The organism is Dyadobacter sp. CY343, assembly GCF_021390335.1.
In the GTDB taxonomy this organism is placed as follows: Bacteria; Bacteroidota; Bacteroidia; order Cytophagales; family Spirosomataceae; genus Dyadobacter.
This window is the reverse complement of sequence record NZ_JAJUXK010000003.1, coordinates 222,179-245,053: the sequence shown is the minus strand read 5'-3', so window position 1 is coordinate 245,053 and position 22,875 is coordinate 222,179. Positions and strand designations below refer to the sequence as shown.

Annotated in this window: 20 protein-coding genes; 8 read left to right on the top strand and 12 right to left on the bottom strand. The window is 46.6% G+C overall.

Features of this window, described 5'->3' with window-relative positions; genetic code table 11:
* Window positions 1-159 precede the first annotated feature (159 nt).
* The 3 genes from LZG94_RS09410 to LZG94_RS09400 all read left to right on the top strand — a co-directional run bounded on the left by LZG94_RS09410 (window position 160) and on the right by LZG94_RS09400 (window position 2,753).
* Window positions 160-1,551 carry an alkaline phosphatase gene (locus tag LZG94_RS09410; RefSeq protein ID WP_233791652.1) on the top strand — a complete coding sequence of 464 codons (1,392 nt, stop codon included), beginning with the start codon at window positions 160-162 and terminating at the stop codon, window positions 1,549-1,551.
* 62 nt (window positions 1,552-1,613) lie between these two features.
* Entirely contained in the window at window positions 1,614-2,048 is a 435-nt protein-coding gene (locus LZG94_RS09405) for a hypothetical protein (protein ID WP_233791651.1), read from the top strand.
* A 159-nt stretch (window positions 2,049-2,207) separates the two neighbouring features.
* The gene (locus tag LZG94_RS09400; protein ID WP_233791650.1) at window positions 2,208-2,753 is read left to right on the top strand and encodes an alpha/beta hydrolase; all 546 of its coding nucleotides are present in this window, start codon (window positions 2,208-2,210) and stop codon (window positions 2,751-2,753) included.
* A 12-nt stretch (window positions 2,754-2,765) separates the two neighbouring features.
* Here the strand turns inward: LZG94_RS09400 and LZG94_RS09395 are convergent, their stop codons facing one another.
* Genes LZG94_RS09395 through LZG94_RS09385 form a run of 3 tightly spaced genes read right to left on the bottom strand, consistent with a single transcriptional unit; the run spans window position 2,766 to window position 4,048 of the window.
* Window positions 2,766-3,206 (bottom strand): VOC family protein, encoded by a 441-nt coding sequence (locus LZG94_RS09395; RefSeq protein WP_233791649.1) that lies wholly within the window; start codon window positions 3,204-3,206, stop codon window positions 2,766-2,768.
* 10 nt (window positions 3,207-3,216) lie between these two features.
* Entirely contained in the window at window positions 3,217-3,732 is a 516-nt protein-coding gene (locus LZG94_RS09390; protein ID WP_233791648.1) for an SRPBCC domain-containing protein, read from the bottom strand.
* Window positions 3,722-4,048, bottom strand: coding sequence for a helix-turn-helix transcriptional regulator (locus LZG94_RS09385; protein ID WP_233791647.1), 327 nt, complete (start codon window positions 4,046-4,048; stop codon window positions 3,722-3,724). The genes LZG94_RS09390 and LZG94_RS09385 overlap by 11 nt, the downstream gene beginning before the upstream one ends.
* A 262-nt stretch (window positions 4,049-4,310) precedes the next feature.
* On the opposite strand from LZG94_RS09385, the gene LZG94_RS09380 reads away from it, so the two are divergent.
* From LZG94_RS09380 to LZG94_RS09360, 5 genes are read left to right on the top strand one after another with little or no spacing between them, the layout of a single operon-like run.
* On the top strand, window positions 4,311-5,174 hold the full coding sequence (locus LZG94_RS09380) for an STAS domain-containing protein (RefSeq protein WP_233791646.1): 864 nt from the start codon (window positions 4,311-4,313) through the stop codon (window positions 5,172-5,174).
* A gap of 21 nt (window positions 5,175-5,195) precedes the next feature.
* Complete coding sequence (locus LZG94_RS09375) at window positions 5,196-5,588, top strand: STAS domain-containing protein (RefSeq protein ID WP_233791645.1); 393 nt, start codon at window positions 5,196-5,198, stop codon at window positions 5,586-5,588.
* On the top strand, window positions 5,560-5,982 hold the full coding sequence (locus tag LZG94_RS09370) for an anti-sigma regulatory factor (protein ID WP_233791644.1): 423 nt from the start codon (window positions 5,560-5,562) through the stop codon (window positions 5,980-5,982). Before LZG94_RS09375 ends, LZG94_RS09370 begins: the two co-directional genes overlap by 29 nt.
* Complete coding sequence (locus LZG94_RS09365; protein WP_233791643.1) at window positions 5,975-6,982, top strand: ATP-binding SpoIIE family protein phosphatase; 1,008 nt, start codon at window positions 5,975-5,977, stop codon at window positions 6,980-6,982. Before LZG94_RS09370 ends, LZG94_RS09365 begins: the two co-directional genes overlap by 8 nt.
* A 7-nt stretch (window positions 6,983-6,989) precedes the next feature.
* Window positions 6,990-8,645, top strand: a complete 1,656-nt coding sequence (locus LZG94_RS09360) for an ATP-binding protein (protein WP_233791642.1) — start codon at window positions 6,990-6,992, stop codon at window positions 8,643-8,645.
* 120 nt (window positions 8,646-8,765) lie between these two features.
* Here the strand turns inward: LZG94_RS09360 and LZG94_RS09355 are convergent, their stop codons facing one another.
* From LZG94_RS09355 to LZG94_RS09315, 9 genes are all read right to left on the bottom strand, one after another.
* Complete coding sequence (locus LZG94_RS09355) at window positions 8,766-10,364, bottom strand: FAD-dependent oxidoreductase (RefSeq protein ID WP_233792092.1); 1,599 nt, start codon at window positions 10,362-10,364, stop codon at window positions 8,766-8,768.
* A 99-nt stretch (window positions 10,365-10,463) separates the two neighbouring features.
* On the bottom strand, window positions 10,464-11,186 hold the full coding sequence (locus LZG94_RS09350) for a GDSL-type esterase/lipase family protein (RefSeq protein ID WP_233791641.1): 723 nt from the start codon (window positions 11,184-11,186) through the stop codon (window positions 10,464-10,466).
* A 1-nt stretch (window position 11,187) separates the two neighbouring features.
* The gene (locus LZG94_RS09345) at window positions 11,188-12,618 is read right to left on the bottom strand and encodes a RagB/SusD family nutrient uptake outer membrane protein (RefSeq protein ID WP_233791640.1); all 1,431 of its coding nucleotides are present in this window, start codon (window positions 12,616-12,618) and stop codon (window positions 11,188-11,190) included.
* 30 nt (window positions 12,619-12,648) lie between these two features.
* Window positions 12,649-16,041, bottom strand: coding sequence for a TonB-dependent receptor (locus tag LZG94_RS09340; RefSeq protein ID WP_233791639.1), 3,393 nt, complete (start codon window positions 16,039-16,041; stop codon window positions 12,649-12,651).
* 186 nt (window positions 16,042-16,227) lie between these two features.
* Window positions 16,228-17,352, bottom strand: a complete 1,125-nt coding sequence (locus tag LZG94_RS09335; protein WP_233791638.1) for a FecR family protein — start codon at window positions 17,350-17,352, stop codon at window positions 16,228-16,230.
* Between the two features lie 108 nt (window positions 17,353-17,460).
* A complete protein-coding gene (locus LZG94_RS09330; protein ID WP_233791637.1) occupies window positions 17,461-18,066 on the bottom strand; it encodes an RNA polymerase sigma factor in 606 nt (201 codons plus the stop codon).
* 278 nt (window positions 18,067-18,344) lie between these two features.
* Window positions 18,345-19,637, bottom strand: a complete 1,293-nt coding sequence (locus LZG94_RS09325) for a T9SS type A sorting domain-containing protein (RefSeq protein ID WP_233791636.1) — start codon at window positions 19,635-19,637, stop codon at window positions 18,345-18,347.
* Window positions 19,638-19,741: 104 nt separating this feature from the next.
* Window positions 19,742-20,950 carry a serine hydrolase gene (locus tag LZG94_RS09320; protein WP_233791635.1) on the bottom strand — a complete coding sequence of 403 codons (1,209 nt, stop codon included), beginning with the start codon at window positions 20,948-20,950 and terminating at the stop codon, window positions 19,742-19,744.
* A 233-nt stretch (window positions 20,951-21,183) separates the two neighbouring features.
* On the bottom strand, window positions 21,184-22,728 hold the full coding sequence (locus LZG94_RS09315) for a tail fiber domain-containing protein (protein WP_233791634.1): 1,545 nt from the start codon (window positions 22,726-22,728) through the stop codon (window positions 21,184-21,186).
* Window positions 22,729-22,875 lie beyond the last annotated feature (147 nt).

The window sequence follows — 22,875 nt, the reverse complement described above, 5'->3', positions numbered from 1 at the left end:
CATCTACCGGGATAGGTGCAAGGGTTTCTTCGTGTGTTCTCTGCTATATTAAATAGCTGTTAAGATATTAACACGGAGCACAACTTAACATTCGGGTAAAATACGTGTATGTAGTTTTGCGCCAGTTGACAAAACTGATTACCGCATTTGATCCGATAAATGAAAAGAAGGGACTTTTTTACTAATAGCGCGGCAGGCTTACTGCTCGGCCCGATTACGTTTTCAGGAAAGCCTGATAATAAATATCCTGCCAAAACCAGGGACTCAGCCAAAAACATCATTTTCATGGTTAGCGACGGCATGAGTACCGGCACGTTGAATATGGCCGATCTGCTTTTGAAACGGAAAGAAGGTCGTGAAAGCGCTTGGATGAAATTGTATTCGGAGAAAACCGGTCGACGGGCATTTATGGAAACATCTTCTTCCAGCGCGCTTGTCACCGATTCGGCAGCGGGAAGCTCGGCCTGGGGCGGCGGCAGAAAGGTACCGAACGGAAATCTGAATGTGAATGCAGACGGTAGCTTCAACAAGCCTATTTTACAAAAATATAAGGAGGTTGGAAAATCGGTGGGCTGCGTTACCTCGGTAACGATCACCCACGCAACACCCGCCGGATTTTGCATTAATAACAAATCACGCGGCGACGAGTCGGAGATCGCTGACCAATACCTCGACCTCAAATTCGACGTAATGATGGGCGGCGGCTCTGAGTTTTTTAGTCCTGAAACCAGGAAAGATAAAAAGGACCTTTTTGCAACTTATACTTCGGCGGGGTACAATCTGGCCAGGAACCGTGATGATCTGCTGGCATTAAATAGTACCCAAAAACCGGTACTAGGGGTATTCTGCGAAGGCGCACTCCCCTATTCGCTGGATACTTTTGAGGATAAAACCCTTCAAAACAGTATCCCTACCCTCGCAGAAATGACGCGGAAAACGCTTGAACTTTTATCGAAAAACCCGAAAGGATTTGTTGTTCAGATCGAAGGCGGAAAAGTGGATTGGGCGGCGCATTCCAACGACGCCGGCGGACTTCTCTACGATCAGATCGCTTTTGATGAGGCGATCCAGGTAGCGCTCGATTTTGCGGCGAAGGATAAAGAAACGCTGGTAATCATCACCACCGACCACGGCAATGCGAATCCCGGACTTTTCGGTTCGGATCAAAATTTTGACCGGCTGCACAAATTCAGGCATAGCAACAACTGGATCATGGGCGGACTAAAAGAAATGCTCTCGCCCGCACAATTGATCGAGCGGATCGAGTTCGCACAGGGTTATGCAATCCGGAATGAGGAAGCTGAGAAACTACTAAAACTGTTTGGCCTTAAAAATGAAAAAGGGCTATATATTACTAATAAGCCACTTTTTAAAGAGTTTGGATCAATTCAAACAAAATATACAGGTATTGGCTGGGCAGGAATGGACCACTCTTCCGATTACGTAGAACTGGCTATGTTCGGCCCAGGCAGTGAAAAACTCGACCCTTTTGTCAAAAATACCGACCTGCACAACTTCATGCTCGACGCGACGGGTATTGCAAGGGTTTAAATCAACTTTTCCTTCCAACCGATTGGCGCTGTCCCGAGTCTGAACAATAAACTCGATCAGCTATGAACAAACTACTTCTTATTTTACTGGTACTAATTGGCTTCTCACAATGCAAGAAGGACAATCCCGCGCCCGAGCCGCTTCCCGAGGTAGCCTCGATCGTTGGTAAATGGCGCGTGATCGCATACGGCCGGACTGTCGGCGATTCTCTGGTGACAGAGCCGGTTCCAGCTGGCGAGCGGACAGTTTATGAGTTTCGGTATGATGGGATGTTACTAAATGAAAAAGGCTATTTACCGTGCTGCATATCTCAAAGGCTGGTCATAGACGGAAAACTGTTTGTACCTAAACCGTTAGGTCCTGTCGAATCTGATCCAAGCTGTATATTCTTAGACTGTGCGCCCTGCCCGCAGGTCAGCATTACACGTCCCACTGCGGACAATCTGCTGATCGAACCCTGTACGGGAATCTTCATGACGCTGGCCAGGGAAAAGTAGCTTTGACAAGCTTCGGGTTAACCAGGCAGCTGGCAACTCTTCGCATTAACCCCCATTATTTGGCCCGATTGCCCTCCGTAATTGAATGACGTAACTGGTAATTTTGAGACGTAAATTATTAAGCTTCAAGATTCTGGTTTCATTTTAAATCTATTGGTTATGTCAAAACAGGTCACATTTTTTCACGGGGGCGGGTCAAGAGAGGATTTTGAAGCGGATGAAAAGCTGGTCGTTTCGCTCCTATCAGAACTCGGCGTGGGTTATTCGGTCCACTATCCCTATTTGCCCAATAACGGAACGCCGGACTTAGGCCGTCGCGAGCAGATCGGGAAAGAGATTTCGGCAAGTCCGGATGGTATAATTCTGGTCGCGCATTCACTTGGCGCTTCGATGCTGCTGGCTTACCTATCTGAAAATGAAGTGGAGAAGCAAATTGGAGGCATTTTTCTTCTTGCCACACCCTTTTGGGAAGGAAATGAAGATTGGGTAAATGCCTTCAAGCTCCAACCCGATTTCGCCGCGCGCATTGATAAAAATATCCCGCTTTTCTTTTATCACTGCAAAGACGACGAAGAAGTAGCCTTCTCGCATTTCGAAATCTATCACCAAAATCTCCCCCACGCCACCTTCCGCGACGTTCCAACCGGCGGCCACCAGTTTAGTGATGGTTTGAAAGTCGTTGCGGCGGACGTGAAGGAATTGTGAGCATGATAAGGGTTAGATCCGGGCGTTGTCATTTGGGTCGAATTCCACGATCCATTCAATGCCGTACTTGTCTCTGAACATGCCGCCGTATGATCCCCATGGACTATCGCCAATAGGACCTTCAATAGCTCCACCTTCGGACAGTCTGTTGAATATATTATCCGCTTCTTCGCGGCTTTCTGCACTTACTACTATTTTTGATCTGTTCTCATTTTCGTTCGTTGGCCCCATTATTTCGGGAACGTCGTTCGCTATCAATACATTATTTTTCCCTAGTGGTAAAGAAATGTGCATTATTTTATCTGCTTCATTTTCTGACACTGGAAATTCGTCGCTTGCTATGTCTTTGAAGCGAATAATTCTTGTAAATTCTCCACCAAAAACTGATTTGTAAAAATTAAATGCTTCTTCGGCATTTCCATTGAAATTGATCCAGGGATTAATTGCTCTCATGATTTTATATTTAATTGTTTAGCTTTTTTGATTTCTGCGATAATGTTACAAGAAGATCTTCCAGGTTTATTAATGTCATTTTGAAACCTGCTGTAAATCCATCCAGCAATTTCTCCATTCGATCAAACGATTCATTAAAAACTACAATAGTTACTTGTGTAATATCATTTTGTTCGGTGAAATTGTAATTCCATTCAGATCCAGGCAGTTCGAGGTTTTCGTCTTTATCGGAAAAGGCATTATAAATTTTGAAGTTAGTTTTCGGCGTAATGGAAGTATATCGCTGTAATGCCCAGCGCTCTTGCCCGTCCGGACTTACCATTGCGTAAAACCTCGCCCCACCTACCTCAAAATTCATGTATTTGGTTCTGGCGCGCATTGGGGCTGGTGCCGACCATTGGTCCAGTAATTCCTTTTTGGTAAAAGCGTCCCATACCAGGGCCAGCTCAGCATTAAATTCCCTGGTAATAAATACCGTTTTCGCTGCTTTGTCGACCGTAAAGTCAAATAGTAAATTACTGTTCATTTTTCTGTTTTCTAATTGTCGTTAATACTTCATCAAGCTGATTGAATTGCGTTTCCCAACTTTGTCTGAATTGGGCCAACCAATTGTCAAACTCCTGCATTTTCTTTGCATTAAAGCGATAATAGATTTCTCGGCCAGACTGCTCCGGGCTGATCAGTCCGCATTCATTTAAAACCTTAATATGTTTTGATACTGCCTGCCGGCTCATATCAAATTTTTCAGCCATTGCATTTGGCGTTAATGCCTGAATGGCAATCAATGATAAAATAGCTCTGCGCGTAGGGTCAGCTATGGCCTGGAATATGTCTTGTCTCATGTCAATTTATGTCAATTTATTTGCAACCTAACAGTTGCAAATATAAATGCAACTTTTGAGTTGCGCAAATTTAATCCGTGATTTTCTTGGTATAATAAGGTGAAGGTTGCCGAACAGCATCTGGCTAACGATCACCTGCAAATAGAACACTGGGAATTTATCCGAATAGAAAAACTAAAATTAAGGCTATCTTGCCAAAATCGCAGTGAACCTACATTCGGTACAATATCCTTTATCTCTCAATATATCTTTCATCACTAAAATGGGAACAGAACTCTTCGAAATTTTAAGGAAAAACAAGGAAAAAGTCTTGCAGCTTTGGCTCCAAGCGCAGCAGACCGAGACAGAATTCTCAAATAACTTCAATACAGCCGACGAGCTCAGGGCGCAGTCAGCAGAATTTGTAGACCTGCTTTTGAGCACGATCGATGAAAGCAACATCCAGGATTTTTCCCCGCCCGGCCTAGAATCCCTGACCGACTACATTTCAAGCCTGACCATTTCCAGGGCCCGCCAGGGTTTTTCCCCAAGGGAAACAGCTACTTACATTTTTACTTTAAAAGATGCCCTTTTACAGGTTTTAAGCGAGCAGGCGGGCACTGACCCCATGCAGCTTTATAAGGCTAGCATGCAGCTAAGCAAGTTTGTAGATAACATCGGCATCCTGAGTTTTGAAACCTTCATTACAGGTCGTGAAGATGTGATCTCGCAGCAGTCCGATGAAATGGCCGAACTTTCTACGCCTGTGATCCGGGTTTGGAATGGGATCCTCGCGATGCCTATTATTGGTACGCTGGACAGTGCGCGCACGCAGGTGGTCATGGAAAACCTGTTACAAGGCATTGTGGATACTGGCAGCAGTATAGCGATCCTGGATATTTCGGGTGTGCCGGCTGTTGACTCGCTCGTTGCACAGCATTTGATCAAAACAGTCAATGCGACCCGCCTGATGGGTGCTGAATGTATCATCAGCGGAATCCGGCCGGAAATAGCCCAAACGGTTGTGCATCTAGGAATTGACCTTTCGCAAATGATCACGAAGGCCACATTGGAAAGCGCGCTCAAATTCGCTTTTAACAGCCTGCAATTGGAGGTTAGGCGGATTCAGAAAGACAAAGCAAATTAAGTAGAATAAGCCGCTGACAATATGGAGAAGATCCCTATTCTTAAAATGGGAAAGTTTTTGCTGGTAACGATCCAGGTTGATTTATATGACCGCCTGGCATTGACCCTGGAAGAAGACCTGATCGAAATGGTTTATAAAACAGGGTCACGAGGTGTACTGATTGATATATCTGCCCTATCCATCGTGGATTCGTTCATGGGGAAAATTATTGGCAATATCGCCGGCATGTCCAGCATTATGGATGCCGAGACTGTCGTGGTCGGTATGCAGCCCGCGGTGGCCATCACCCTCATCGAACTTGGACTTCCGCTTGCGGGGGTACATACTGCCTTGAACGTTGAGAAGGGAATGGCATTGCTTGAATCCAGGATAAGCTCAGACCCTGATGATAACGCTGCTGATGGCGATGATTAGAGAAAGCCTCGCCATCCAGCATGAGCGTGACCTGGTATATTGCCGCAACCGTGTAAAGGAAGTAGCGGTAAAGATGGGTATGGGCATTGTAAACCAAACCAAACTGATCACTGCTACCAGTGAAATCGCGCGCAATATGCTCATTTATGGCGGCGGGGGGATTGTCAGGCTGGAAGTGATCATCCGCGGGAAGCAGGAAGGTATTCAACTTGTATTTGAAGACAAAGGGCCCGGAATAGCCGATATTCAAAAAGCTATGCAAGATGGCTTCACAACCGGCCGGACGCTGGGAATGGGCCTGCCGGGTGCAAAACGCCTGGTTAACGAATTCGCAATACAGAGCACGCTTGGTCAGGGAACAACAGTGAAAATATTAAAATGGAAGAATGGATAGCCTAAAACAAGTGGTTTTTAACCTCACCGACCGCAGCTATCTGAATATATTAAAAAAGGATATTGTAAGGATTGCCGAGCCGGCTGGCTTGTCTGCTAAACGGGTGGCTGAATTAGAACTGGTCGTTTCCGAGATCACCACCAACCTGTTAAAGCATGCGAATGGCGGTGAACTGGTGGTCAGGGTTATATCTGAAAGTGCAAATAAAGGGATTGAAATCCTGAGCATTGATAATGGACCGGGAATGGCAGACCCGGCCAGGATGATGGAAGACGGCGTGTCCACAACCAAGACTTTGGGACACGGACTAGGCTCGATCAAACGGCTTTCAGACCAGTTTCAGCTCTATTCTTTAAAAGGTTGGGGAACAATACTCTTATCACGTATTTTTTCCCAGCCTGTGCAAAATCAGCCAGCAGCCGTAGGTATTTACCCGATCATTTTATGCAAGCCAGGCGAAAGCCTGTGCGGAGATGCTTATGCCTGGAAAGCCAACCCCTATTTTCTTAAAGTAATGCTCGCCGACGGGCTCGGGCACGGGCCGCTTGCAAACCTGGCTGCACAAAGGGCTTGTGAGGCCTTCCGAAAGTCGGTACACAACAATCCCAGCGACATTCTCAATGATATTCACAAGCATGTGAAGGATACCAGGGGCCTGGTGGCTACCGTCGCAACCTTTGACCTGGTGAATAAGGCATGGAACATTTGTGGTGTTGGCAATATCTCAACGCGCTTATGCAATGCACTTTCCGCAAAAACGCACATGCCTTTCAATGGGATCCTTGGTGTTAACATTTCGGGTAGGCTCCAATCACAAAAAATTGAAAATGAGACCGGTAGCTACCTGGTCCTTTGCTCAGACGGTATCTCAACACGGTGGGAAACAAGCAAGCATGCTTCGGTCTTCAAATATGATCTGTCGATCCTGGCCGCTGTGATTTACAAGGACTATGCGCGCCATTCAGATGACATGTCAGTTGTAGTTGTCAAGGTTAATTAAAGAAATCATGAATGATATAATTGTCTTTAATCTTGAAAACGACCAGGACCTGGTGCTGGCCCACAGAAGGTCCATGCAACTGTGTGAAATGTGCGGGTTAGGCCTGATTGCCCAAACCGGCTTTGCCACGGCTGTGTCTGAGGTGGCGCGGTTTATGATCGAAAACCAAACTGGCTCTGTACTGAACCTGTCACTGGGCAAATCCAAAAACAGCCGCCCGGCGATTTGCGCAAGTATAAATTACCCTTCGTTAAACCGTCTGAATGTTTCCAACGAAAACTTTCAGTATGCCCGAAAACTGGTAAGCGATTTCCAAATATCAGCTTCGGCAGTTTCGATCAGCTGTGAATTGCCTAAGACGATCAAGTTGAGCCAGGCACTCTTTGACAAATGCAAACAGGAATTCAACAAAGGGCAGGCGATTTCTCCGTATGAAGAAGTCAAACGTAAAAATGCCGAACTTCAGCAACTGGCCGACATTTTGGTCGCAAGTGAAAACCGCTACCAGGAACTTACCAGCTCTCTGCCGCTGATGATGTTTTCCCTGGCGCCCGACCATCAAATGCTCTACGCGAACCAGTCATTTTTAGATTTCACCGGCAGGTCCCTCGAAGACTTAAAAAAGACAAATTGGTTTGAATGGGTTAAAACGCACCACCTGGACGTCGATTTCGGTTATCTGAGAACAAAACTGGAAGATAAAAAAGCTTTTCAGCTGGAAGTGATCCTATCCTCTGCAGCCGGAAAGGTGTGGCACCTGCTCTCGCTTACTCCGCAGCTGGACAGTCTCTCGGGGAATTTGCTGCAATGGTTCGGATTCATCGTCGATATCCATGCGCAGAAAGTGGTAGATGAGACTTTAAAGGATAACCAGGAGCTGCGGCGGGTGAAAGAAATCATGGAGATCCGGGAAAAACAGCTCGATGATACAATCCAGGAACTTAACCGCAGTAACCAGGAACTTGCACGTTATGCATACGTAGCATCCCACGATCTCCAGGAGCCGGTTCGCAAAAATATGCTCCTTGCGGACATGATCATTGACAAATATTATGCGCACATACCGGAGGAAGCGCAGGATTTGCTCAGGCGCTTAAAAAATTCGGCCGAGAGGATGCAGCTCGTAATCAGGGACTTATTAACTTATTCACGTCTGAATTCGGGCCCGGTATTGCTGAACGAGAAGGTTGAGCTTTCCAAGCTCATTCAGCTGGCCACTTCCAACCTGGAATATATGATCAGCGAAAAGGGGGCAACTATTTTAGCGCCCGGCTCGCAGGTACTGACTGGCAACGCTTTACAGCTTCTTCTGTTATTTCAAAACCTTCTGGCGAACGCGATCAAGTTCACAGCACCCGATGTGAAACCAGTCGTTTCGATTGTTGCCGAGCTGCTCACAAAAGAGCAATCAGGGCCAATAAATCTGCCCGGCACCCAACAATGGTTATGCATTCAGGTGATTGATAATGGGATAGGTTTCGATGAGCAATACACCGACAGGATTTTCGAAGTATTCCAGCGCCTCCATTCCAAAAATGACTTTTCCGGAACCGGGATCGGCCTATCAATTTGCAAGAAAATCATCGACCTGCACGGTGGTAAAATTACCGCGAAGAGCAGCCCCGGCCGTGGGTCTAACTTTACGGTATACCTCCCGGCGTGAAGGCAACTCTGCATTCGCCAGATCGAGCAGGATACCTGCTACCGATACATTTTCTCTCACAATACATTCATTATTGACTGAAAGGATATTGCGAGAAAAAATGTTCGGGATAATATTTAATTACAATTCCAGCTTTTGTTTATCCTTTAATAGTTGCGTTTTCAGCTTGGGGTAATCTACGTCCTGCACTGCCACTTTGCGATCGATCGCCTGCACCGCCGCTGTGGCCGCACTCTGGCCCAAAATCATAAACACAGGCTCCATCCGGATCGAACCATAGGCAATGTGTGAGCTTGACAAACAAACCGGCACCAGCAAATTTTCACATTCAGCTTTTTTAGGGATAATGGATGCATAGGAAATGCTGTAAGGTTGCTTAGGATGTACGCCGATATCGCCTTCATTCTGTACAAAACCATCTTCCTTGACATAACGCTGCGCATTGTGGGCATCCAGCGCATACGAGCCCATACCGATGGGTTCTGATACCGCTTTTTTGCCCAGTGTCTCATTTTCAGTCATTACGCCGTGGCCAATCATGCGCCGGGCTTCGCGGACATAAATCTGGTGCGGCCAGCCGCCGTTATCCTTAAATTCATCTTTTGGCAATCCCCATTCACTCGCTTCCGCACGCACATCAGCAGGAACAGCCGGATCATTGGCAATGAAGTACATCAGGCCTTTCTGGTAAAGCTCGTGCTCCCTGATAATTTCTTTGCGACGCTCGTAAGTAGCCTCTGGATAATCGTAGTTCTGACCAATGAAGTCGGTGCTGAACGGGCCGTGATTGTTGGTATCTGTCTTCCGGTTGGGAATCGGATCGTATTTCTGGAAAGTCTCTGTCCAGCCGGCTTTGTAAACGCGCGCCAGCAGCTCATATTTAGCTGGGTCGTACCCTTCCGGCTTGGTGAAAGCAATGCGGTTGTCGGGGTGCGACGACAGGCACATGCGGAAGCAATAGGCCTGGATTTTGTTATCACCATCGCCGTTTTTGCCTATTTTTTCATTCGAAACATAAGGTAACAATCCACTCTTCGGATCACCTTCGATCTTGTATGGACTGATGTTTTTCTGAAAATAGTGATTGTGCTGAAACACACCCGCCTGGATACCATTCCATTCTTCATTGTAAACGCTGTTCGCTTCGCGGCCCACGTGGTATTTTACTCCGGCAGCAGCCATCAAATCCCCTTCATAGGTAGCGTCGATGAACATTTTACCTTTGAAGGTTTTGCCGCTTAGTGTTTTCAGCGAAGTAATGCGGCCCTTGTTTTTCTGAACACCTGTTTTGCTGCGGTCGAGCCACTCGTCGCGGTAGATCTTTATATTATTTTCTTTAACAAAATCCTCAAAAACCTGCTCGGCGACGTGAGGTTCAAAAATCCACATGGTACGCTCGGCTCCGTCCATCGCAGGTGTTCCCTGGCCTTTGTTACCGTATTCATCTTTCTTCTGCCATTTCCAGGTTTCAGGTTTGTCGTAGCGCATGTATACGCGGTGATAAAACTCGCGCGCGAACCCGCCGATAACCGATTTATCGCCGGTGTCGGTAAAGCCCAGCCCGCCGGAGGAGAGCCCGCCCAAATGCTTATCGGGAGAAACGACTAAAACCGTCTTGCCCGATTGAACCACCTGCATAGCCGCCGTGACAGCCGCAGAAGTGCCGCCGTAAACAATCACATCAGCCTCAAAAGATTGTGAAAAAGTGAGGGTCGGCATTACCGTGAAAAGGATGCTTACCAATGCCAGCAGTCGCATCATTTTTATTTTCGAAAACATAAATTGTGATTTTTGGTAAATACTTAATGAGTACCCGGATTAGTAACCAAGCAGCTTTTTCAGTTGGGCAGGATAACTATTGCCTTCCACGCCGCCACCGCCATTCGTAATGCTGTCACCAAAGCATACGAGCCTCCTGTAAGGCGCATTGACCGAGATCAGCTTTTCGTAAACTGCCACGGCAATGGTCCGGTAACCGTCGGGCGTAGGGTGAATACCGTCGTTTTTATTGCTGTTGGCAACATTCTGGATCAGGCTGCCGGCCTCTTCGCCCACATTGCCCACTTTGTCGAAGACGTGATGCAAGTCCATAAAATGCAGCTTTAACTCTTCTGCTACATGTTTAATCGTCGCATTTACCTTCAACAATCTGGATTGATAACCCTCCGGCTCGTAAAACTCCTTTGAGTGACGTGTGAAAAGGTAAGGTTCATACCCGGGCAGAATGGTCATCAGCAGCACCTGGCTGCCCGACCCGGTGATAATCCCGATAATCCTGCGCAGGTTTTGTTCGAACTCCGGCAGTGGAATGTGTTTACGGCTATTCATATCGTTGGTACCGATCATCAGGATCGTGAAGTCCGGCTTGTGCGAGAGGCAGTCTTTTTCTATTCGGGCAAGCAGGTCAACGGTATTGTTCCCACCAACTCCCGCATTGATAATGAACGGCTCCTCGGCCGCTGGTTGTACCGGCATAGCATTACCGGCCCAAGCTGCGGCCGGTAATGCAAGTGCGGTGTGCAAAAAATGTCTGCGGCGCATATCAGTACCCGGGGTTCTGTGTCAGGTTTGGATTCACGTCGCGCTCCGTTTGCGGGATCGGCAAAAGCTGGTGGTTCTCCGTAACCTGGATCGTCGGGTTTTGCGCTTTGATCGCCTGCACCAGCTTGCCGGTGCGAACAAGGTCATACCAGCGGTGGCCTTCGAAAGCCAGTTCCAGCCTTCTTTCCAGCAAAATCGCATCGCGGAACGCAGCCTGGCTGAGAGATGCCGGAAGCGCAGCCAGCCCGGCACGCGCCCGGATTTTGTTCACGGCCGCAAATGCTTCGGCATTTCCGGCTCCCAGCTCGTTGAGCGCCTCTGCATACATCAGGAGCACGTCGGCATAGCGGATCACAGGGAAATTGTTGCTGCCTTCATTGTTGCCGGTTGCCGAGGGATCAAGATATTTATAAACATATCCCGGAAAATCGACGCTGGCGGGAGCAGCCGGAGTAGATGTGGCCGAATAAATGCGGATGTTCACGTCCCGGCGCTTGTCAGCAGCGGTGTAGGTTTCGTACAGGTTTTTGGTAACCGGATCGTCGCCAAAACCGGAAATGTTATTGACACGGTCAAAGTTCGGACGCATGTAACCCTGCATCCAGCTTCCTTCAACGAACCCGCCACCGAGTGCCTGTACTTCAAAAACTGCTTCTTTTCCATTTTTATTGACAATAGCGAATGCTTCGGGATAAGTAGCCCACAGATCATACATACCTGAATCGATTACCTGTTTTGCTTTTGCAGCTGCATTTGTCCAATCCTGACGGGTAAGGTGCACTTTTGCAAGAAAAGCCGTCGCTGCTCCCTTGGTCGCACGTCCGCGGTCTGCACCGGAGTAGCTAGCCGGAAGTACCGCTTCCGCCTCGGTAAAATCCTTGATGATTTGCGCATACACTTCCTCCTTCGGCGTTCTTGAAATTTGCAGGTCGGTCAGGGACGTAGTTTCTTTCAATACCAGCGGCACATCGCCGAAGAACCGTACCAATGTGAAATAGTAAAACGCGCGCATAAATTTGGCTTCGGCGATCAGGCGGCCCTGCAATGCAGCGTCCATAGTAATCGCCGGAATGCGCTCGATCGCTGCATTGGCCCGGTTAATAGCTCTGTACTGCGCGCTCCACGTCGACTGGAATGTGCTGGTAGCCGGCGTAAACGTGTATTTATCGAGATCGTTTTTGGCCTGGTTCGCAGTAGATCGCCCGCCGCCCCATTCCGCGTCGTCCGTGGCCTGGTCCTGGACAATCCACATTACCTGGTTATACAGATCCTGGGTATTCAGCTGGTCATATACCGAGCTTATCGCAGCGATGGCGTCATCTGAATTTTTATAGAAATTGGTTGGCGTAAAGGCGGATTCAGGTACCTGGTCAAGAACGTTGCACGACGATGCGACCGAAAGTGTTACCAGAAATGCTAATATTTTTTTCATGTGGATTCTGCTTTAAAATGCTTTGAACTTTTAAAAACCTACATTCAAACCAAAAATCAGTGTTTTGGCTGCCGGATAACTCGCATAGTCGAAGCCCTGGCTGCGGCTGTCCTGGCCAAAGCGGTTCACCTCCGGATCATAACCCGAATATTTCGTCCAGGTCAAATAGTTCTGCGCGGAAACGTAGAAACGCACGCCTTGCAAATGCAATGCTTTCGTCGCAGTTGCCGGCAGTGTGTAGGCAAGCTGGATATTTTTCAGGCGCAGGTATGAACCGTCCTCGATCTGGCGCGTCGAAATGCGGTTGGCAGGGCGCGTCGTCGAAGCTCTCGGAATGTCCGTATTGGTATTTTCCGGTGTCCAGCGGTTGAGCATATCGCGGCTTTGGTTGTTGGTTCCATTCAGGTATTCGAGCTCGAAGCGATTTGCATTCAGGATCTGATTTCCATAAACACCCTGGAAGAAGACAGTCAGGTCGATGCCTTTGTACGAAAATGTATTGTTGATACCACCGATGAATTTCGGCTGCGCGCGACCGATTATGGTACGGTCATTGTCGTCAATCCGGCCGTCAGCTTTCAGGTCCTTGTATTTGCGGTCACCGATTTTGCGTGCATTCGCATCCACGAGGGCTTTCAGCTCTTCGTCGGTCTGATAAAGTCCATCTGTTTCGTACCCAAAGAACGACCCGAGCGGCTCCCCTACCCGGATAACGCCGGAATTGACATTCTGCGCGATGTTGGCAACTCCGCCTGCGAAAATCTGAGGCGCACCACCGATGTCAAGCACCTTGTTGCGGTTCAGTGCATAGTTAAAATCGGTTTTCCATTTGAACGCGCCATCGATATTATAAGAAGTGATAGTCAGTTCAATTCCCCTGTTTTCAACTTTTCCAAGATTTTGGATCGCGCTGGAAAAGCCGGAAGTACTCGGGATCGTCACACTCAGGAGCAGGTCGCGGGTGCGTTTGATATAAGCGTCGGCCGTGAAGCTCAGGCGGTTTCTGAAAAGGCTTATGTCGATACCAATATCGGATTGCGTAGTTGTTTCCCACGAAAGGTCCGGATTCGCGATCTGGTTAGGCCCTATACCCGTCGACACGTTGTTTCCAAATACATAGTTCTGTGTTCCCAGCAACGAGTAAGCCGGATAATTACCGATCCCATCCTGGTTTCCTGTCGAACCGATCGTGGCCCTTACTTTCAATTCACTGATTGACTGAATGTTCTTAATGAAGGGTTCCTCCGAAGCACGCCATGCCAATGCAAGAGAGGGGAAGAAACCGTAACGCTTATTAGCACCGAAGCGGGAAGAACCGTCTGCACGGAAGGATGCGGTTAAAAGGTATTTTTCATTAAACTCATAATTCACACGCCCCAGATAAGATTCCAGTCCCCAGGTACCAATGCCCGACGACGGTATCAATGCGACAGAACCGGAACCGATGTTGCCTGTGCCCAGATTATCATTCACAAAATTACGCGAGGCCGCAGAACTGTTTTCAGTACGATTGGCCTGTTGCGTATATCCTACCAGCAAAGTCAGGTTATGCAGCTTGTTGAAATTTTTGGTGTAGGTCAACAGGTTCTCGTTCAGCCAGGTAATCGACTGTCCGTTATTAACTCTACCCACCCCACCCTGCGACAAGCCACTCGAAACGCTTCTTGGAAGGTAGCTATCCTGCTTCTGCATAATTCCATCGACGCCGAGAACAACTCTCAGGTTCAGTCCCTCGATGATCTGATATTCACCGAAAATATTTCCGAATACACGGTAGGCTGTATTTGTATTCTTGCTTTCCCGCGCTAATGCAGCCGGGTTATCTGCGGTAAAAGTAAGGGCCGGATGGTTCATCAGATAGCTTCCGTCCGGATTGTAAACGGGCAGGATCGAAGGAAACTGCAGGGCGGCCATCGTAACAAGGCCCGCACTGCCCAGGTCACCATCTGTGCGCGACTGGTTAGTAACAGTACGGTTGACCGTGAGGCTGTTACCCACCTTGATTTTGTTGGTAAGCTTCCGGTCCAGGTTCACTCGGAAGGAGTAGCGATCAAAGTCCGAGTTGGTAACGATACCTTCCTGTTTATAATAGCCGCCTGAAAGCGCGTATTGCGTTTTGTCATCACCTCCACTCATCGAAAGCTGGTAGTTGTAGGTCGGTGCGCTGCGGAAAATCTCTTCCTGCCAGTCGGTACCCTCGCCGAATGCCTGGACTTGCTGGGGCGTATAAACCGGATTGCGTCCTTCATTGGTATTGGCATCGTTCACAAACTGTGCATATTCCCGTGCATTCAGTACAGGATACTTGCGACGGACTGTTTGCACACCATAGAAAGCATCCAGCGTAACTGTCGATCTGCCTGCTTTCCCTCTTTTTGTAGTGATAATAACCACACCATTTGCCCCTCTTGAACCATAAATGGCCGTAGAAGAGGCATCTTTTAAAATCGTCATCGACTCAATGTCGCTCGGGTTGAGCGTACTCAGCACGTTGAAGTTCGAGCCGCTGTTGGACACGTCATTTTTAAATGGGATACCATCGATCACATAAAGCGGCTCATTGTCACCCTGGATCGAGTTTCCTCCGCGTATACGGATAGTCGTTGCACCGCCTGGTGCGCCTGAATTTTGCGTGATCTGCACCCCGGCTGCCCGCCCCTGCAAAGCCTGGTCCATGGAAGTCACCGCTACTTTCTTGATCTCGTCGACCGGAATGGTCGATACTGAGCCGGTGAGATCACTTTTCTTTACCTGACCATAACCCACGACCACCACTTCCTGAAGGGACTGATCTTCCGGTGCCATACTTACATCGATTGCACTCTGACTGCCCACAGGCACTTCTTTGGTCACATAACCCACGAAACTGAGCACCAGTACCGCATCGTCGCTTTCAACATTCAGTTGAAAAGCGCCTTCCACATTGGTCGTTGTGCCGGTTTGCGTGCCTTTAATCACGACGCTTACGCCAGGTAGCGGTTGATTGTTTTCATCCGATATTTTCCCTGAAACCTGCCTTTTAACGCCTTTTGGCTCAGCCGGCGCTTCCATTCCCGGGGCTTCGATCCTTTTGAGGATAATGATTTTGCCCGAGATTTCGTATTGCAGGTCAAGCGGTGTCAGAATTTGATCCAGTACTTCGTAAAGTGGTTTGTCACTGGCATTAACAGTTACTCTTCGTGTGGATTTAATGATCGTCGAGCTGAACACAAATCGGACGTCGACCTGCTTTTCCAGCTGAGTAAGTACTTTCCTGATCTCACTGCCATTGGCGGAAACCGTAATTTTTTCAGAAAGAAGAGATTGCCCAAGACTATTGTGCGCATACCCTGCACCCATGAACAAGATCGCAAGCATCAGCTGTGTTATTGTTATTCGCATCGTCCAAAGTAATACCCAGCGGTATTTAAAGGGTTTTTTCATAGATTTGATTGTTTTGTTAGATTGAAAAATCCGGCAAAATAATCCCTGCCTCCTTTCGGGGAGGAAATGGCGACGAACCAATCGGGATATTTCGGAGCCGGTGATGCTCGAACATTGCCGGCTCTTTTTTATGGTTAACCTTTCTGTTTTCTGTTCGTTAAGAGGTTTATTATGTGATGAAATAGGTTAATTCTTGCACCCGTTGCTGTGAATGAGCACCTGTCCGTCGACGATCTCATAACTCGATTCGACTGCTTTGCAAATGATGTCCAGCTTGTCGTGTAGTGTCAGGCCTTCAAGAACAGCTGTGAGCAGGCAGTGTTTCAACAGCGTGGTATCATAAATGATATCAATGCCATAAGCCTTTCCCAAAGTGTTCAAAACGTCACTTGCCGGGGTATCTTCAAAAACAAATTTTGGAATTTCAGAGACAGAGACGACTATCTCGGGCTTTTCAACCAGTGTTTTTACCATTTTAACCTCATTGCCGGCGTAAATGATCTTCTGGTTCGGCTTCAAAATCATCCCTTGCAGTGATTTGTCTTCCAATTTCTTGAATACGTGCGGGTCAGCTTGCGCAAATACGGCCACCTTTCCCGTTTTGACCTCAACGGTGACTTCGCCTTTATCTCCGGACGCGTTTACCCGAAAGCTGGTGCCCAATACCTTCGTAATCAGTCCGTTTGCAAATACCAGGAATGGCTGGCCGGGATTTTTTCTGATATCAAAGAAAGCTTCGCCCGTAAGATAAACCTCCCGTCTTTCCTTGTTGAAGGGCTCGCTGTACCGCACTCGGCCTTTCGGGGCAAGACTAATATGGCTGCCATCACTCAGGATAAGCTCCATGGTGTGGGCAGTTGTATTGATTTTTTCAACAACGGAATAGCTTTTTCCCGGCGTGGTTTCCTGTTGTGCAAGTTGTGACTTTTCCTTTTTGCTGACTAATACAGAATAGGCCGTCCAACCCAGTAATGTGATAAGGATAATAGACGCCGCAAATCGCATCCAGGTCGTGAAAGGCAGTGATATATCCCGGTGCGGTAGTTTTTGAATGTTTGAATTTTCCTCGTTATAATGGGCGATAGTCCTTTTTACAATTTTATTGATCTCCTCATCACTGATCTCAGGCTCCTCGATCTGCATAGAAAGCAAAATAGCCCGGGCCCTTTCTACCTTCTCCACCATGTCGGGATGGGCGTTGATCCAGTTATTCCAAAAAATAGTATTGTTTTTATCAGGCGACAAAATCCACTGACGAAAATAATCGTCCCAGACGAAGTCATCAATAGAAAAATCGGAGTAACGGTCCATGCAAGTTGATTGTCTCTATATGTGTATAGACGATTTTCATGGCTGGATACCAATAAATTTTGAATTATTTCTAAAAAAATGGAAAAGGAATGCCTGATCGGGTAATAATCAGCGCATTAGGAGCAAATGCAGAAGACCAACCAGCATGTACGCTACTTTCCTGCCCTGTTTCAATTGCCGGATTGCAATTTGAAGAAGATTGGAAACTGTTTGGGGGGTTATAGCCATTACTTTGGCAATCTGCTCGCGGCTCAGTTCCTGGAAAAATTTGAGGTAAACCACTTCTTTCTGACGCTGGGGAAGTTTGCCAATCAGCTCCTGTATATGCCGGGTTCTGGCGATAGTCGTTTCCTCGGCGATAAACTGTTCCTCTACTGAGAATTCCACGCAGAAATCATACTCTACTTCCTGTAAAGTTTCCTCATCGCAGCTGCGGGCAGAAAGCCGCGTCCTGAACATCAGTCTTCGAAGCGACGCCATCAGATATGGCTTGACCGCGGCATCGGGATTCAGATTAGCTCTCCTCTCCCATAAAGCCATGAAAAGATCCTGAATGCTATCCTTTACAAACTCCTGGTCTCTGGAAAATTTGCATCCATATCTGAATAGCAGGCGGAAATTACCTGACATCAGCCTTTCGAATGCTTGCACGTCACCGTCCAAGAAATCCTGCCAAAGCAAAAGGTCTTCGGGATTAGTGGACGCTGATTTCATAATTGAGTGAAAAGATTACTAAATAAGCAAATCTTGATCGCAAACCCAATTTATGCTAAAAGAAAAGTTTTATTCAATCCGTATATCATCCAATTACGGAGTTCTGGTTGCGGAGCATGCCGGGCGTGAAATCATCTTGAACCAACGATTGTTCGTGAGCATTTGCTGCGTACAACCCCGTCACCGCCAAACCAAAGGTCCCCTATCCCGCCGGCGCACTTTGATTAATTAGTCAGGTTTGCACTTGTAGTTAAAGCGCGCCGGTGGAGATAAAAGATTTAATGATTGATGACGACTTTCTCTGTTTTGGAATGACCGTTTTTCATAAGTACTGTTACCAGGTAGATGCCGTTATTGAATTTAGCGACATCAATTTTTCCCGATGAAAGGTTCTCGGATTGATAAACCTGCTGTCCTGCGACATTGTGAATGGCTACCTGCTGCATTTTCTGAAATTCCACATCTTTGAAATGAAGCACGTCTGAAACCGGGTTTGGATACAGGGTCAAAAAGTTGTCTGCGGCTTCGATTTGCACGCTTTGGATCTTGCTGTATGCGAAAGTTTCATCGTTATCAACCATTTTCAGCCGGTAGTAATTGATTCCTGGCAACGGCGATACATCCGAAAAAACATATGTAAGAAGTGCCTTGCTTTCTCCCACAGCATTTTCCCTGCCGATCACCTTCCAACTAACCGCGTCAGAGCTCCGCTCGATTTGAAAATAATCTGCATTGACTTCCTCCGAAGTCCCCCAGTTCAGGCCAACCTGACCAGCTTCTTCCTTGGCCGTAAAGCTGATTAGCATCACCGGCATTGGGCTGCCTGAGACGGAACCAACTGTGACCGCGCTATACTCGGACATTGTGCTGGTTGTCAATGTGCCTGTCACAATGGCCCCTTCCGTATTGGTGGCCGGTGCAACATCGCCGCTTAGGTTTACCCAAGCTTCCGCTTTTGTGTTCCACCCTACGAGGCGAATGTTTGCAGGTGCATACCCTTCTATTTTCGAATGATCGGCAATAGAAACCTCAATGCGGATCTCGGATTCCTGGTCTGAATCAGTCAGGGGCAGCCAGTCCCAAAAACCTCTGTCAGAGACGGATGCGAGCTTAGTGACCCCTGTCACGCCTTCTTCGCTCATTGAATTAATATCGTGAGCACCACCAGTGGGATCAAGCTCTTTGCCAGGATTTCCCTCCCAGTAGGCCACTGCCAGCTTGATTGAGGAAGGTTCTTCCATTGAAATAGTCAAGGACCTTAGATCATTACCCTCCTGGCTGCCGACTGGAAATGTAAATGGCGCGCTGCCAATTTTGGTCACATATCCATTTACGTAACCTGCATCTGTTGTTTCATTTGTATACGCACCATCGGTGAACAACACTGAGCTGGACCCGTGATTACTGCGGGGAGTAACGATGTGAGCAGCAAGAGTCATTGGATCGGAATGTACCCGCAGGTTGCCTCCTGGAAAGCACTGGATTGTGCTGTACACTTTCCCCTTTACCTGTGCAAACGTCAATGTGGCGCTGCACAAAAAGGATAATAGCATGTAGAATTTGTTTTTCATCTCTATTTTTTGCGGTTAAGCCAGAAAAGGCTTCTATCGAAACCAACTGGCAAAGTGATAATGATATCTTAGCCAGCGGTTTCGATAAACATTAATTTATTTAATTATTTCAATGAATCCTCGAACAATTGAGCAATAACAGTTGGTTTCTCAGCAAAATCACTTTGGGGAGAGTTTGCAAATACAGCTACTTGAACATTCCCAAAATCCATAATAATATTTTCGCAGTTATAACCAAGTCCAGTTTTATAATAGTATAGACCCTTCGTACCTTTAAGTACCCCGTCAAAACCGAGAAGTTTACTTTTCATTGCTAAAAAATCAGTAGCGTTTATAATCTTATTTTGATTAACAGCAGACTGAATTTTAGCAAAATCTGATGCACTCAAATATAATCCCGTTGCACCACAACTTGTTGTTACAATGGCTTTATCAATCCCAGGCGCGTCCCCTAGTTTCTCCGGATATCCCTGTGTTGAAAGACTCGCAGCAATAGGGCCATTTTTATCCCATGCTTGCCAATCAATTACATCAGAGTTAGCAAGTCCGGCAGGAAGAAACACATTATTCCGAACAAGATTACGAAAATGAATACCACAAGCAGACAAGATCGCCACGTCCGAATTATGCTGTGAGAGGTTATTGAACTTACTTGCATCGCCCTGCTTTTTCAGCTCAACTGCCTCAACATAAGGAGCAATAACACCGAGCAAAATATAATTAATATCATTGTTCCTCCGGTCACCTGATATGAAGACACTCTCAGTTAGTTGGCCTTCAACAGTTTTCCTAACATTACCATAATTAATTAAGCCTGTTCTATGAGCAAGCAGTCTTTCAAAATTCAATTCTTTAAATTGCTTACTTGGTACCCAGCCCTTTGGAAGGTACAGCGACACTTTGGTTTTTAATGAAAGGTTGTACTTCTTAATGACCCGAAGTACTGCAAGCGCAGTAACATATTGTGTAGTTGCATTCGTTTCCTGTAACCTAACGGCACTATGCTTTGCAAAGCCTGTGCCTTCGCTGTGCTTTCTTGCGAATCCATCGCCACCATTTGACATAAAAGACTCTTCGCCATTAACGAATATGGAATAGCCGAACCCAACATTTCCCAAATAGTCTTCAATTCGCTCCGCAAAGATATCTACATCAAGCTTTGTGGGAATAACAAGCTTCGCATTGCTATCATCGCCGACATTCTGTTCTCCAATACTTTCTTGTAAAATTTGATCCTCTTTACAAGACGTCGCAAATAATACTGTGCAAAAAATAAGGCATGCGCCTGCTGATTTCAAAAATTGAATTTTCATTTCTTTTAAGAATTTGTGTTAATATTTTTAATCGAAGTGCTCTTACACTTGATAGAACAAAGGTATAGTGCAGGTCTAAACTGAACTTTTAACGTATGTAAATAAATATAAAAAAGTATAAAACCGCGTGAACAAATAACACCATCTTTAATTGATATTATTTAAACAATGTACTAAAATATATAAAAAAAGGTACGGCCGAATTCGACCATACCAACAAATATCTACACCTATTATTTTGAAATTCTTGCACTACTGACCGTCTTCTTTATTTGCAATAGCTCCTTAATTTCATTTATTTCATTTTCCTGTGCATTCAGTTTTACTGTCTGCGTATTTAACAAATCAGAATGCGTGGCACGTTCAGATAATAACTTCTCAATCTGGCTTTGCTGTTCCTGAATAGCTTTCGTTAAAATGGGAATAAGGGAATTGTAATCCAGCGCCAGCGTTTTATCCGCATCCTTGCCTTCACGCACAAGCTGTGGTAGTATTTTCTGTACCTCCTGTGCTATAAAACCGATTTCTGATTTATTATAAATACTGTCCGCAATAGTCGCTTTTTTCTCGTAGCTCACCGGTTTTAATTTGGAAACAATCCCCAGCCCATTTTGTAATGACTGAATGTTGCGTTTCAAGCGGGCATCTGAGGTTAAACTGGTGCCGCTGTTTCGAACCTCACCAGTTGCATTGATGTCCCCGAGTACATCCAGCTCATAATTAGGATTAGTTCTATTGATCCCTACGTAGCCGTTGCTGTTCAAAATAGTAATTGCATCTTTTAAATTCTGCCCTCTTACTCTGAACAAGAGCGCCCCCGCTGTACCAATATCATTGCTATACAATATTCTGGCGTTATAGGCTCCATTGTAATTGTCCTTGAAATCAACGTACCCGTTGTCTTCTTGATTCTGAGCGCCAAACAAAGTTATGCCTCCATTTCTAAGTATAACGGCCTGGGTACTCTCAATAACATCGGAGTTTACTTGATAAATAGGCCCATTTACGCGAAAACTAACTTGCGAAACATCAGGCATTCCCGGCGTACCTATTCCTACCGAGCCACCAGGAGTAATTCGCATCCGCTCAGTTGGCACATTATCGCTTCCTGTTGTGCGGAAGATCAATGGATGCTGTGTAGTCGTTTGGATGCCGGTCACTGCATTATTTTCAGGATGAGCATTTGGATTAATGTTGGCATTATATTCTGCGAACAAGCTGGTGGCAGCAGCTTGTGCCGTGCCGTGGCCTGCCACTGTCGTCGTGCGGACCGATTCGCCCGCTACAACAGTATTGCTCCTCACAGTAACTTCTTGGCTGCCAGCTCCGCCATGATAAATAGCAGATCCGATATCGGCAGGATCCGATGGCGTGGCGTTGTTGCTGGTTTTCAGCCAGTCAAAGTCACTGCCCGAGCCGGACTGACCTTTTTTAGAACTGACCCAGCCGCTACCATCCCAGTAATATACCCCGGTACCACCTTCGGCTATGGGATAAGAAGTAGATGTGGCTGTAACCCCAGCGTTCATGTTATAAACTTGCATTCCCGCAGCAGGCGTACCAGCCAATCCCCACGTGGTAGTATTCGCAAGCGATATCCTTGGAAGCAGTAAACCTTTATCAGAACTTTCTATTTCTAAAACCGATCCTGCATTAATTGTTTGTGGGTTTTCACCTACTTTCACTTGCGCAAAAGCACAATGGTTTCCGAGAAAAACAGCTGCGCCAAATGTACATGCGGAGAGCAGGATTTTGTGTTGTTTTGGTAAAATGTTCATATTTAATTTAAGTTTAAAAGTCGAGATTGTAATATTGAGAATCTGAATGGCTAAGTGTGTGGTGGGCTAATCACGGTTGGCATTTTTCAATGCGGTTTCAAAAGATTTACCTAACTCTATGATATATACGCCGAGGTATTAATTAAT

What these genes read in the sequence shown, in the direction of transcription:
- LZG94_RS09410 (WP_233791652.1), top strand. Translation starts at nt 160, where the DNA reads ATGAAAAGAAGGGACTTTTTTACTAATAGCGCGGCAGGCTTACTGCTC.
- LZG94_RS09405 (WP_233791651.1), top strand. Translation starts at nt 1,614, where the DNA reads ATGAACAAACTACTTCTTATTTTACTGGTACTAATTGGCTTCTCACAA.
- LZG94_RS09400 (WP_233791650.1), top strand. Translation starts at nt 2,208, where the DNA reads ATGTCAAAACAGGTCACATTTTTTCACGGGGGCGGGTCAAGAGAGGAT.
- LZG94_RS09395 (WP_233791649.1), bottom strand. Translation starts at nt 3,206, where the DNA reads ATGAGAGCAATTAATCCCTGGATCAATTTCAATGGAAATGCCGAAGAA.
- LZG94_RS09390 (WP_233791648.1), bottom strand. Translation starts at nt 3,732, where the DNA reads ATGAACAGTAATTTACTATTTGACTTTACGGTCGACAAAGCAGCGAAA.
- LZG94_RS09385 (WP_233791647.1), bottom strand. Translation starts at nt 4,048, where the DNA reads ATGAGACAAGACATATTCCAGGCCATAGCTGACCCTACGCGCAGAGCT.
- LZG94_RS09380 (WP_233791646.1), top strand. Translation starts at nt 4,311, where the DNA reads ATGGGAACAGAACTCTTCGAAATTTTAAGGAAAAACAAGGAAAAAGTC.
- LZG94_RS09375 (WP_233791645.1), top strand. Translation starts at nt 5,196, where the DNA reads ATGGAGAAGATCCCTATTCTTAAAATGGGAAAGTTTTTGCTGGTAACG.
- LZG94_RS09370 (WP_233791644.1), top strand. Translation starts at nt 5,560, where the DNA reads ATGATAACGCTGCTGATGGCGATGATTAGAGAAAGCCTCGCCATCCAG.
- LZG94_RS09365 (WP_233791643.1), top strand. Translation starts at nt 5,975, where the DNA reads ATGGATAGCCTAAAACAAGTGGTTTTTAACCTCACCGACCGCAGCTAT.
- LZG94_RS09360 (WP_233791642.1), top strand. Translation starts at nt 6,990, where the DNA reads ATGAATGATATAATTGTCTTTAATCTTGAAAACGACCAGGACCTGGTG.
- LZG94_RS09355 (WP_233792092.1), bottom strand. Translation starts at nt 10,364, where the DNA reads ATGCCGACCCTCACTTTTTCACAATCTTTTGAGGCTGATGTGATTGTT.
- LZG94_RS09350 (WP_233791641.1), bottom strand. Translation starts at nt 11,186, where the DNA reads ATGCGCCGCAGACATTTTTTGCACACCGCACTTGCATTACCGGCCGCA.
- LZG94_RS09345 (WP_233791640.1), bottom strand. Translation starts at nt 12,618, where the DNA reads ATGAAAAAAATATTAGCATTTCTGGTAACACTTTCGGTCGCATCGTCG.
- LZG94_RS09340 (WP_233791639.1), bottom strand. Translation starts at nt 16,041, where the DNA reads ATGAAAAAACCCTTTAAATACCGCTGGGTATTACTTTGGACGATGCGA.
- LZG94_RS09335 (WP_233791638.1), bottom strand. Translation starts at nt 17,352, where the DNA reads ATGGACCGTTACTCCGATTTTTCTATTGATGACTTCGTCTGGGACGAT.
- LZG94_RS09330 (WP_233791637.1), bottom strand. Translation starts at nt 18,066, where the DNA reads ATGAAATCAGCGTCCACTAATCCCGAAGACCTTTTGCTTTGGCAGGAT.
- LZG94_RS09325 (WP_233791636.1), bottom strand. Translation starts at nt 19,637, where the DNA reads ATGAAAAACAAATTCTACATGCTATTATCCTTTTTGTGCAGCGCCACA.
- LZG94_RS09320 (WP_233791635.1), bottom strand. Translation starts at nt 20,950, where the DNA reads ATGAAAATTCAATTTTTGAAATCAGCAGGCGCATGCCTTATTTTTTGC.
- LZG94_RS09315 (WP_233791634.1), bottom strand. Translation starts at nt 22,728, where the DNA reads ATGAACATTTTACCAAAACAACACAAAATCCTGCTCTCCGCATGTACA.